Below are 11,492 nucleotides of genomic sequence, written 5' to 3'. Positions count from 1 at the left end.
AGTAAAGGGTGGGCAGAGTGACTCCAGTAATAAGTATAATTGTACCGATTTATAAGGTCGAGAAATATCTTTCCAAGTGTTTAGATAGTATATTACAACAAACTTTTAAAAAGTTTGAACTTATTCTCGTTAATGATGGATCTCCAGATAAATGCGGTGAAATATGTGAAGAGTATGCAAATAAAGACAAAAGGGTTGTAGTAATTAACAAAAATAATGGTGGACTCTCTGAAGCTAGAAATTATGGTCTTGATCTTGCTAAAGGTGATTTTATAGGATTTGTTGATAGTGACGATTGGATTGAACCTGATATGTATGAGACTTTATACAATATATGTATAGAATACGGAGCAGACATTTCGTGTTGTGGTGTAACTAAGCATTATCATGACAAGGAAGTTAAAAATGCATTCTATCCTTTAACAACGCACTCTCCAAAAGAAGCATTGAAAGTTATGCTGGAAGGTGAGTTATATAATGAAATAGTTTGTAATAAGTTATTCAAGCGAGAAACTATTGGGGATACAAGATTCAAGGTGGGGAGAATTTATGAGGATACTGACTTTACTTATAAAATTATTCATAAATCAGAAAAATTTTGTAGCACAGGGGTTTCAAAATATAATTATTTATAAAGAGGAAATAGTACTATGGGAATTGCTAATGAAAGCATTCATATTGATGCCGTCATAATTTATCATGAGATGTATATATTTTTATGTAAGGATTATGATGAACTGAAGGGTTTAGTTGCTGTAAAACTTGCTGATTGTGCTATGGTTCAACTAAATAAAATCTCTATGGAATCTCATTTTAGTGAAAACAAAGCCTTGTATTTTAAAATCATAAATATATTAAATCAGTATTTTCTTGATACCATTAGACATAGTAATTATCCAGTTGCGGTAAAATTACTTCTCTTGGCTGCTAAGATAAATCCCATTTTATATAAATCTTTAGTTTTGCTTTTTGTACAAAGAAATAAATAATATTGGTTTGCCTTTTTGTAATTAAACGATTAAAGGGGTGATGGATTGGAAATCTTTAAAAAGGTATTATTACTATTTAACAATAAGGAAAAGAAAAAATTTTTATATTTATTTATTATGATGATCTTCGCAGCATTATTAGAAACAGTAGGAATTGGATTAATCGTGCCACTTGTAGGCTTACTTACATCCCCTGAAATTATACAAGAACATAGAGTATTATATGCTATTTACGAAACACTTAATTTTCAGTCAACCACTTCCTTTATTGTATTTGCAGTAGTAATGTTGTTGTCAGTTTTTATTATAAAGAATTTATACCTACTTATATTTAACTATGCGCAGTTCAGAGTGATATTAAATCAGCAAGTAAAACTTTCCAGATCTTTATTTAAAGAATATCTAACCAAACCATATACTTTCCACTTACAAAGAAATACAGCAGAATTATTGAGAAATGTAAATGATGAAGTCCCAAAAGTATTGCAAGGTATCGTATTATCTAGTTTTCAATTATTGACAGAGTTTTTAGTGATATTGTGCATTTTGGTTCTTCTATTTGTCACAGCCCCCCTAGCCACACTTACCGCTTCCGTTTTATTGGGTGGAAGTGTTTTTATTTTCTTTTCTGTTTTTAAACAGAAGATCAGTTCCCTAGGTAAAGAGCAGCAAATAGTTAGTGGGAATATGATTAAATGGGTTAATCAAGGTCTTGGGGGAAGTAAAGAAGTTAAAGTAACAGGAAAAGAGATCTTTTTTATAAATGCCTACAGCAGGCAGAGTCAAATTAAGGCTGATAACGGAAGATACATGAAAATGCTTGAACAGGTTCCTCGCCTGTTTATCGAAACACTTCTTGTTTCTACGGTTCTTTTAACGATGCTAATTATTGTATTCCAAGGTAAAAATACAACTGAACTAATCTCCACTATGGCACTTTTCGCCATGGCAGCTTTTCGACTAATGCCTTCTATCACCAAGGTAGTAGCGTTAACGACGACGATTCGTTATAGTCAGCCTGCTTTGGATGTAGTTTACAGAGATTTATTTGAATCAAATTACAATAATATCCAAATAAAATTAGATCTAGATAAGAGTGTGATTATTAATGAGGGAAAAAGAGTATTCAACAAAGCTATAACGTTAAATCGAGTGTCGTTTTGCTATCCGAACCAAGAAAAAGCAGCTATCCAGAACGTTAATCTAAATATTCCAATAGGTAAATCTGTAGCCTTTATTGGAGAATCGGGGGCAGGGAAAACTACGTTAATTGATATTGTTCTGGGTCTTCTTAAACCGGAAAAAGGGGAAGTACTAGTCGATGGTCAGAACCTATTGGACATCAAAACATTATGGCAGCAGAAAATTGGCTACATTCCACAATTTATCTTCTTATCAGATGATACGATTAAAGGAAATATCGCTTTTGGAATTGAAGAATCAAAAATAGATGAAGAAGCTGTCTGGGCAGCATTAGATAAGGCTCAATTAAAAGAATTTGTTCAGTCACTTCCAGAACAGCTTGAAACCTCCGTTGGTGAAAGAGGAGTCAGGTTATCAGGAGGTCAAAGACAGCGCATTGGCATAGCACGTGCACTCTATCACAACCCTGAAATATTATTCATGGATGAGGCAACATCTGCTCTTGATAATGAGACAGAAAAAGAAATAATGAAATCAATTGATAAATTAAAAGGAGATAAAACATTGATCATAATAGCTCATAGACTTAGCACTATAGAAAATTGTGATATTGTTTTTAAAATGAGCAATGGAAAATTGGTTTCTGAAAGCAGAGATAAGATCAACAAAGTGAATTTAGCATAATTATTGAAAGGTGTAATGCTATGGCTAAAAAGATATATAGTTATTTATATGTAGACAACCATATGTATATAAATTCTGAAATTAGTCTAATAACTCTATATTATATTTTACACAAGTTTACTAAACCTTTCCCTTATTTCGAGAGGGACACAAAATATAAGATAATTAATGCAATGCCAGTTGCATTAAAGAAAAATTTTATTGTATTAAATTTTATTAAAGTTTTTGTAGAAAAAAAGTTATTAAATAAACGCAAAACAGCTGATCAGATAGCTTCAAATACCTTTGGTCATTGCTTACTAAATTTACGTGAGGGAGAAGTGAAGATTTTTAACTTTACACAAAAAAAAGTAATAACAATTTACCCTTCTTCCTTACCTGAATCCTACGTAAAAGAACAAATGAATATTGCAAATAAGGCTTTTCGAACTGGATTAGGTCCTAAAATATTGTCAATGAACTATTCAAAAAAATTTGTTGTTGAAGAATATATAAATTTTGATAGAGCTAAGTTTTCGATTTCCCAGCCTACAATACTTAACTTGAAGATAATTTCAGTTTTAAACCAATTAACCCTTACTAACAACCCATATAAAGTAAACCTGTATTCGTATAAAATCACGAAAAAAACTTCGATAGAAACACTTTTAAATAATATAAGCAAACTCAATAATTGTAATCTAATAACATTACAAAAGATTACTGAATTTTGTCTCAATGAAATTTCAAAAATTGAAAAAGAATATTTTGTGGAAAATATCTGGTTTGGGTTATCACACGGTGATTTTTGGGAAGGTAATATTTTGTTGGGAAAAAACAATAAGATCAAAGTGATAGATTGGAATACTTTGGGCAATCGTAATATTTACTTTGATTTGTATTGGATGATTTTTATGACAGTTCATACAAGTAAACATAAATACACTGTTCAAGAAGTATCTTTATTACTCGAACAGTGTATTAAGCATTTTCATCACAATTTAAACTTAAATGATGAATTACTGAATAAAAACATTAGATTGTCCATTTTCTTTCTTGATTGCATAGAATTAAAACTACAAATGATATGTAATACAAGGACAAGTAATTTTGATGATATTGAAACGTGGATTGAAAGGTTTAATAAGTTTCAACAGGAATATATCACTAATTAATAGAAAACTGAACTTGTTCTTTAATTAAGAATAATATCATTGACTTGTTTTGAAATCAGTGTAAAATCAAAATAAGAATTTCTTTATTGAGAACAAATTATGATGTTATCATTAATGTGTACATAATTTTTGATTAGTTTGTTCTTTTGAAAGTACAAATAGTTAAGGAGGAACTCAATGAGCGCAATAGCTGGCCTGATCAATATAAACCAAGAGCCTGTATCAGTTGAATATGGTCAAGCTATGATGGCTGCTTTGGCTTATTTTCCTTTTGACGATCAGCAAATTTACTGTCAGAACCATTTATTTATGGGATGTCATTTGCAATGGGTGACAGAGGAGTCAGTTGGGGAACGGCTTCCTTACTATGACTATCATAAGCAGCTGGTCATTACCGCGGATGCCATTATTGATAATCGAGAAGATCTGTGTGATCTTTTTCAAGTTAAGAAACAAGATCGTAAAGGGTTGTCAGACAGTCAGTTAATTTTACTCGCTTACGAGAAATGGGGAGAGGATTCACCCAAGCATTTGCGGGGAGACTTTTCCTTTATGATTTGGGATGAAAAAGAGAGAAAGCTGTTTGGTGCAAGGGACTTCTCTGGTACTCGAACACTCTATTATTATACGAACCAATCTCATTTTGCTTTTTGTACAACGATAAAACCATTTTTTGCATTGCCTTTTGTAGACAAAAAAATAAATGAGCTATGGCTTGCTGAATATCTTGCGATTCCGGGTATGCATGAAACGGTTGAGCCTCTTGCAACTGTCTATCAACATATCGATCAGATTCCGCCGTCGCATACGTTAACGCTAGTGAATGGAAAAATAAACGTAAAAAAGTATACATCAGTAATAATGGGTGAAAAGCTGAAGCTTGGTTCGAGTGATGAATATAAAGAAGCTTTTCAACATGTGTTTCACAAATCAGTGGCAGCCCGTACACGAACGATTCATAAGGTGGGGGCACAGTTAAGCGGGGGGCTTGATTCTGGTTCTGTAGTGAGTTTTGCAGCCCCACATTTAAAACAACAAAATAAACAGCTCCAAACCTTTAGCTATGTACCAGAGAATAATTTTCACGACTGGACTCCAAAACATAGAATTGCCGATGAGAGACCTTTAATTAAATCAACCGTTGATTATGTTGGTAATATAAACGACCACTACCTCGACTTCACCGGGAAAAGCCCTTTTACAGAAATAGATGACTGGCTAGACATCTATGAAATGCCATACAAATTTTTTGAGAATTCGTTTTGGATGAAAGGCATTCATCAAACAGCTCGGCAAAAAGGTGTAGGTGTGTTGTTAAATGGTGCGAGGGGGAATTGGACAGTTTCCTGGGGACCGGCCCTGGAGTATCAAACTCTGTTATTGAAAAAGCTCAAACTGATTCAGTTTTATCGAGAGGTCAATCAATACAGTAAAAACGTAGGGGCAAAAAAATCGCGTGTAATGTCTGTAGTTAAAGGAAAGGTGCTTGCAGAATTGTACTCCCCAAAGACAGCTGATAATTTTCCGCTTCTTATTAATCCGTCCTTTGGCGAAAGAACAGGGGTATTGGAAAAAGTACGTACGCATGGAATGGATGCTGCATCTTATTCTTATTTTAATTCGTATGATGCAAGGCGAAAGCAATTTGAAAAATTAACCTTCTGGAACATTACAGGTACAACAGGAACGAAAATGTCGCTTCGGTATAAGGTTATGGAACGCGATCCGACAAATGATTTAGATGTCATTAATTATTGTTTATCTGTACCTGAAGATGAGTTTGTCCAAAATGGGGTTGATCGCCTGCTTATTCGAAGGTCCACAGAACATTATCTGCCAGATGAAGTAAGGCTGAATCAAAAAACACGTGGCATTCAGGGAAGCGATGGAATTCATCGAATGCGTCGGGACTGGAAAATCTTTATGGAGGAGATGCAGCAAGTTATTAATGATTCTGTTATGAAAGATTTAATAAATATGGATGTTTTAAGATCAGCACTGGCCGGCACCGACACTAGTAATCCAGGGTCGAACTACGTCTATAATGCTAATTTTAAGACATTAATGAGAAGTTTAATTGTTTATCGTTTTATAAAAAAATTAGATTGAGAGGAGGTGATACAAATGAAAGAATGGAAAAAGCCAACACTTGAAAAATTAGAGGTAGGGAGCACAATGGCCGGTCCTGGTATGACAATACCTGATGGTCATCAGCCTGATCCCGACGAAATGGTGCATTTCGAGAGCTAAAATTTATACAATGCTTTTTTATCGCCCTTATACATAAGCAATAAGTATGAGGGTTTTCTTCTGTTTTTTAACAGATAAAATATGTAGTATTTATTTTTCCCCAGATTGACACTGCAGGGGAAAGGTGATAATTTAATAATATAGATTGTTCTTAATATAGAACAAAACGAATGATATCTTTTCTTATATCCATCCCTCTATTTTTTTACTATTTATGTTCTTTATATAGAACAATGCTAGTTTCCATTTATCTAAATGGAGTACAACATGAGCGGGTACACGAGAATAGTGGATACAAAGACATTGTGGAGCATGTAAGCTCATGATGAAATCCTTTTAAAAGGATGAATAAGGCAGGATTTACAATGCCGGTTGATAACGCCCTATAACTTTGAAAGAAAATTAGCGATTACTGCTGATGTTATTATAGATAATTTAGTTGAGTTATTTGATAGATTGCTAGTTGACAATAGTACAGCCAATGGACAGTTAATCATGACTTCTTATTAAGTAATTGGCCTCACATCCTTTTGGGAAGGGCCCATCCATCCTATAGGCAGGTGAAAAGAGTGAAGAAAAACATCTATCATGCATTTGGTTTAACCATCTCAAGCGAATATATCTTACCGGAATTGAAGTTTCTTTATCCAGCAGATACTTATCATGCTGATGTGGTAATAAAGAGTGACAGTTTGCAAGATGAGTGGACTGCAGTTGCAGAACCCGGCCGCTCGACGTTTATAAAAGAAGACCTTTGCATGTTTAATATATCGAATGCTGCCATTTACAAGATTGAGAATGGAAAAAGCATTACTGTTTCTCCACATGAGGGAGTACAGGAAGACCAGCTAAGGCTTTATCTCCTTGGAACCTGCATGGGAGCCCTATTAATGCAAAGAAGAATTCTTCCCTTGCATGGCAGTGCCATTGCGGTAAATGGCAAGGCGTATGCCATTGTCGGCGACTCAGGAGCAGGGAAATCCACACTTGCCTCAGCTTTTTTAAAACGGGGCTACCAGCTATTAAGTGATGATGTCATTCCTGTAACGTTAACGGATGATTTCGTGCCGATGGTTACACCTGCTTATCCCCAGCAGAAGCTGTGGCTTGAGAGCTTAAATCAATTTGGCATGGAGTCGGAGAAGCTTCGTCCTATTATTGATCGGGAAACAAAGTTTGCCGTTCCTGTTGCAGCCCAATTTGCTGATAAGCCAATGCCTTTAGCAGGGATCGTTGAGCTTGTGAAACTTGGGGGAGAGCAGGTAGAAATCAAAGCGATTGAAAATATGGAACGGTTTCAAAAGCTGTTTTATCACACCTACCGCAACTTTATTATTACCCGCTCCGGACTGATGGAATGGCACTTTGCTACATCCGCTAAAATGGCTGGCAAGATTGATTTCTTTCAGGTTGGAAGACCGGCTGCGCAGTTTACCGCTCATCAGCTGACAGACTTGATTTTAGAGAAATTTCTTAAGGAGGAAAAGGCTGTATGATTAAAAACAGTTCACTATTAAAAGATCATTTGCTTAGTCAAAAGGAAGGAAATATCGTAAGTGATATGGATGGCGAGAAGGTCATGCTGAGTATTGAAAATGGAAAATATTATAATTTGGGCGAGGTTGGCGGGGACATCTGGGATCTGATGGAACAGCCTGTTTCCCTGCAGGATATGGTCGCAGCCTTGACAAGTCAATACAATGTAACAATGGAAGAATGTGAGGAACAGGTCCTTTCATTTTTAGACCATTTAGCAGAAGAGGGTTTGATTAAAACCCATAGCCGCTAATTGAAAGGATCGATTAAGATGATAAGGAAAATAAAACTCTTTTTATCCTTTAGCTGGCCTTTGAAAAAACTTTTAATCGAATCGTATTGTCATTTAGCGTGGGCACGTTATTTAAAAAGCATCCCTTTTTCAAAAGTCGTTCCATCATTAGGTGCTGTCATGCAGGAAACTTCGCTCGAGACGAATCCGGACAATAAAAAAACACTTGGTGAAATCTCCCGGGCAATCCATTTAGCGAGCAAGTACACATTTTTTGAAAGCCAGTGCCTGGTAAAAGCGATTGCAGCGATGAGAATGCTTGAGCGGCGCAAAATTGAAAGCACTCTTTACCTGGGTACAGCGCGGGATGAAAACGGGGAGCTAATTGCTCATGCATGGATAAGAAGCGGTCCATTTTATCTCACCGGTTCAGAAGGAATGGAGCGGTTTACCGTGGTCAGTAAATTTGCAAAAAATGTTTAAGAAGGAGCAGGCTATGGAGAACGTATCTCAACTTGATCTAACACACATCCATCAGGAGATGCAGTTTCTGATCGAATTACTTAAATGGGAACCAGAGAACGCATTGCCGGCGGATTTGTCTGATCGGTATCCTGCAGTGGACTGGGAGCTGTTTATTCAATTAACCATCCATCACCGTGTTTATCCTGTTCTTACTCCAAAATTAAAACATATGGGAGATCTGATACCTGCTCATGTAATAAAAGAACTCACTCGTCTGTTTCAGCGAAATACTTTTCAAATGCTCCACTTAACTGCTGAAATGGAACAGATCAGCCAACTGTTTACTGCCCGGCGCATACCACTTCTTTTCCTCAAAGGCCCAACGCTTGCTTATGAATTATATGGTGATCTTTCACTGCGTACATCCAGCGATTTAGATTTTATCGTTCCGATCGGTGAGCTGGACAATGCAGAAAAAATCCTGCTCGACCGGGGCTATGAAAAAGATGATTACATCCAAACGATTTTAAATGACTGGAAGTGGCGGCATCATCATGTGACCTATTTCCATCCCAAAAAGAAGCTGAAAGCAGAAATTCACTGGCGACTAAACCCAGGTCCCGCAAAAGAACCCGGCTTTAAAGAGTTATGGGACAGAAAAGTCAAAAGCCAAATGACGAAATCACCCGTCTACATTCTTGGAAAAGAAGATCTGTTTTTATTTCTTGTTTCCCATGGATCACGTCACGGCTGGTCCCGTCTTCGCTGGCTGATGGATATTCATCAATTAATGAATCAGGAAATAGACTGGAAGCTGTCATTATCTCACTTTAAAAAATACGATTATCTCCGGGCAGGGGGACAGGCAGTCAATTTAAGTTCAGCAGTTTTTGGTACACCAATGCCGTTAAAAGCCCAGGCTTTCTCATTGAGAAAGTATGCAAAGCTAGCCCAGGAAGCTGTTTTTTATATGGAAAACCAGGTAAACCTCCATACAGATCCTCTTCCTGAGGATGTTGCCCGCTATCATAAATATCATTTATTTTCTTTAATGTCTTTAAAGCAAAAGCTGTTTTTTGTAATCAGCTTCCTGCATCCTTATCCTGAAGACGCCAAAACGCTTCCCTTGCCAACTAAACTCCATGTACTTTATTTTCCTCTTCGTCCTTTTCTGTGGGTGTGGAGAAAAACGAGAAGTCATGCACTACCTTAGGGGGATTAAATGATGAAGCAGATTTTATTCTTTTTAAAGCAAATTCATACGTTTGCAGGGAAAATTCTTTATGTAAATTTAGCTGCCATGGTTGCCATCGGTCTTCTTGAAGGCGCTGCTGTCATTCTATTAATTCCAATGATCAGCCTGACGGGGATCATTGAGTTTGACAGCTCTTCCATACCGCTTGCCGGCTTGTTTTCTTTTATGGATTCTATACCTGCTTATATAAGTCTTCCGGCGATTTTATGTGCATTTGTTTTTCTTGCCATTAGCCAAAATCTTTTACATCAAAAAATCACTGTACGAAATACTGTTATTCAGCAGGGTTTTCTACGCCATTTAAGAAATAAGACGTACAATGGCATTTTGCATTCCAACTGGCATTTCTTTATTAATAAACGAAAATCGGATCTTGTAAATATCCTAACCTCAGAAGTGGTAAGGGCAAGCTCGGGAACACAGTCGGTTCTGCAATTCATGTCTTCACTTATTACAACGATGATACAAATTGTCATTGCCCTGATTCTGGCGCCGATGATTACTCTATTTATTCTGCTGTGCGGAGGGATCCTGATTCTATTTAACCGCAAGTTTTTAAAGAGGTCCCTTGCGCTTGGCAAGCGGAACTATGAGCTGGCAAAGCAGTATATTGGAGGGGTAACCGATCAGATTAACGGCATTAAAGATATTAAAAGCAATTCTTTAGAGCGCTCAAGACTGGATTGGTATGGAGATATTACCGATGAGATGCAGCGTGAGCAGGTGGAGTACATGAGGCTTAAAACAACCTCACAGGTGTATTACAAAGCAGCTTCAGCTATTTTAATTGCGGCATTTATTTATATTGCGATCATGATGTTTAATGCTCAGCTTGCCCAGCTGATGCTGATTATCGTGATTTTTTCAAGACTTTGGCCGAGGGTAGCCGGCATTCAATCTTCACTGGAGCAAATCGCCACTGTTCTTCCTTCATTGAAAGCCGTACAGGCTCTTCAGCAGGAATGCAAAGTGCAGGAGGAATTTGTTCAGGATCAAAACATAAAGCCAATGCAGCTTAATCATCAAATTGAGTGCAGAAATGTTTCCTTCAGATACAATCAGCAGGAACCTGGCTATACCGTGGAGAACATTGATTTTACGGCTCCGGCTTATAAAATGACGGCCTTTGTCGGCCGCTCGGGAGCGGGGAAAAGTACACTTGTGGATCTTTTGATGGGGCTGAATCACCCTGAAAAAGGACAGGTGTTAATAGATGGCAAGGAGCTCACTAAAGAAAATGTCCTGTCACTCAGACGCTCAATGAGCTATGTTCCGCAGGATCCGTTTCTGTTTAATACCACGGTCCGTGAAAATCTTCAGCTCGTGCAGCCTGATGCTACGGACGAAGATCTGTGGGAAGCGCTCCAGTTCGCTTCTGCTGATGCATTCATTGAGAAGCTTCCAAAGGGATTGGATACGTTGATTGGCGACAGGGGAATCAAACTTTCAGGGGGAGAACGGCAGCGGCTCGTATTGGCAAGAGCCATTTTGCGAAAGCCTACGATTTTGGTGCTGGATGAGGCAACTAGCTCACTTGATACGGAAAGTGAAGCGCATATTCAGGAAGCCCTGGAGCGGTTGAAGGGAAAGATGACAATTTTAGTAATTGCCCATCGGCTTTCCACCATTCGCAATTCCGATCAGGTCATTGTACTGGATGAGGGGGAAATTGTGCAGCAGGGCGGCTTTAAGCAGCTGTCGCAGGAAAAATCAAAGGTCTTCAATCACCTGCTGAAAAAGCAGGTAGAAATGACGCCTTGATTGACTTAATTATATCTTTTAAA

At 37.3% G+C, this 11,492-nt stretch carries 11 protein-coding genes; all 11 read left to right on the top strand.

Annotated features, from left to right (window positions below; translation table 11 throughout):
* Nucleotides 1-17: 17 nt before the first annotated feature.
* The gene (locus E2R51_RS20005) at nucleotides 18-635 is read left to right on the top strand and encodes a glycosyltransferase family 2 protein (RefSeq protein WP_240733057.1); all 618 of its coding nucleotides are present in this window, start codon (nucleotides 18-20) and stop codon (nucleotides 633-635) included.
* Between the two features lie 15 nt (nucleotides 636-650).
* Entirely contained in the window at nucleotides 651-989 is a 339-nt protein-coding gene (locus E2R51_RS20000; RefSeq protein ID WP_240733056.1) for a hypothetical protein, read from the top strand.
* Nucleotides 990-1,034: 45 nt separating this feature from the next.
* Complete coding sequence (locus tag E2R51_RS11355; RefSeq protein ID WP_240733055.1) at nucleotides 1,035-2,816, top strand: ABC transporter ATP-binding protein; 1,782 nt, start codon at nucleotides 1,035-1,037, stop codon at nucleotides 2,814-2,816.
* 20 nt (nucleotides 2,817-2,836) lie between these two features.
* On the top strand, nucleotides 2,837-3,970 hold the full coding sequence (locus E2R51_RS11350; RefSeq protein WP_133377195.1) for a phosphotransferase: 1,134 nt from the start codon (nucleotides 2,837-2,839) through the stop codon (nucleotides 3,968-3,970).
* 177 nt (nucleotides 3,971-4,147) lie between these two features.
* Complete coding sequence (locus tag E2R51_RS11345; protein WP_133377194.1) at nucleotides 4,148-6,079, top strand: asparagine synthase-related protein; 1,932 nt, start codon at nucleotides 4,148-4,150, stop codon at nucleotides 6,077-6,079.
* 15 nt (nucleotides 6,080-6,094) lie between these two features.
* Nucleotides 6,095-6,220 carry a paeninodin family lasso peptide gene (locus tag E2R51_RS11340; RefSeq protein ID WP_133377193.1) on the top strand — a complete coding sequence of 42 codons (126 nt, stop codon included), beginning with the start codon at nucleotides 6,095-6,097 and terminating at the stop codon, nucleotides 6,218-6,220.
* A gap of 569 nt (nucleotides 6,221-6,789) precedes the next feature.
* Nucleotides 6,790-7,716, top strand: a complete 927-nt coding sequence (locus E2R51_RS11335; protein ID WP_240733054.1) for an HPr kinase/phosphorylase — start codon at nucleotides 6,790-6,792, stop codon at nucleotides 7,714-7,716.
* Nucleotides 7,713-8,009, top strand: coding sequence for a lasso peptide biosynthesis PqqD family chaperone (locus E2R51_RS11330; RefSeq protein ID WP_133377191.1), 297 nt, complete (start codon nucleotides 7,713-7,715; stop codon nucleotides 8,007-8,009). The genes E2R51_RS11335 and E2R51_RS11330 overlap by 4 nt, the downstream gene beginning before the upstream one ends.
* Nucleotides 8,010-8,021: 12 nt before the next feature.
* A complete protein-coding gene (locus tag E2R51_RS11325; RefSeq protein WP_133377462.1) occupies nucleotides 8,022-8,471 on the top strand; it encodes a lasso peptide biosynthesis B2 protein in 450 nt (149 codons plus the stop codon).
* Between the two features lie 13 nt (nucleotides 8,472-8,484).
* Complete coding sequence (locus tag E2R51_RS11320) at nucleotides 8,485-9,666, top strand: nucleotidyltransferase domain-containing protein (protein WP_133377190.1); 1,182 nt, start codon at nucleotides 8,485-8,487, stop codon at nucleotides 9,664-9,666.
* Between the two features lie 12 nt (nucleotides 9,667-9,678).
* Entirely contained in the window at nucleotides 9,679-11,469 is a 1,791-nt protein-coding gene (locus E2R51_RS11315) for an ABC transporter ATP-binding protein (protein ID WP_133377461.1), read from the top strand.
* Nucleotides 11,470-11,492 lie beyond the last annotated feature (23 nt).

Origin of the sequence: Jeotgalibacillus sp. S-D1 (assembly GCF_004358665.1) — a bacterium.
Classification (GTDB): Bacteria; Bacillota; Bacilli; order Bacillales; family Jeotgalibacillaceae; genus Jeotgalibacillus.
This window is presented reverse-complemented; position numbering and strand designations above follow the sequence as displayed.

Excerpts from the sequence above, each read along its gene's own strand:
- E2R51_RS20000 (WP_240733056.1), top strand. The coding sequence starts at position 651 with ATGGGAATTGCTAATGAAAGCATTCATATTGATGCCGTCATAATTTAT.
- E2R51_RS11350 (WP_133377195.1), top strand. The coding sequence starts at position 2,837 with ATGGCTAAAAAGATATATAGTTATTTATATGTAGACAACCATATGTAT.
- E2R51_RS11345 (WP_133377194.1), top strand. The coding sequence starts at position 4,148 with ATGAGCGCAATAGCTGGCCTGATCAATATAAACCAAGAGCCTGTATCA.
- E2R51_RS11340 (WP_133377193.1), top strand. The coding sequence starts at position 6,095 with ATGAAAGAATGGAAAAAGCCAACACTTGAAAAATTAGAGGTAGGGAGC.
- E2R51_RS11330 (WP_133377191.1), top strand. The coding sequence starts at position 7,713 with ATGATTAAAAACAGTTCACTATTAAAAGATCATTTGCTTAGTCAAAAG.
- E2R51_RS11320 (WP_133377190.1), top strand. The coding sequence starts at position 8,485 with ATGGAGAACGTATCTCAACTTGATCTAACACACATCCATCAGGAGATG.
- E2R51_RS11315 (WP_133377461.1), top strand. The coding sequence starts at position 9,679 with ATGAAGCAGATTTTATTCTTTTTAAAGCAAATTCATACGTTTGCAGGG.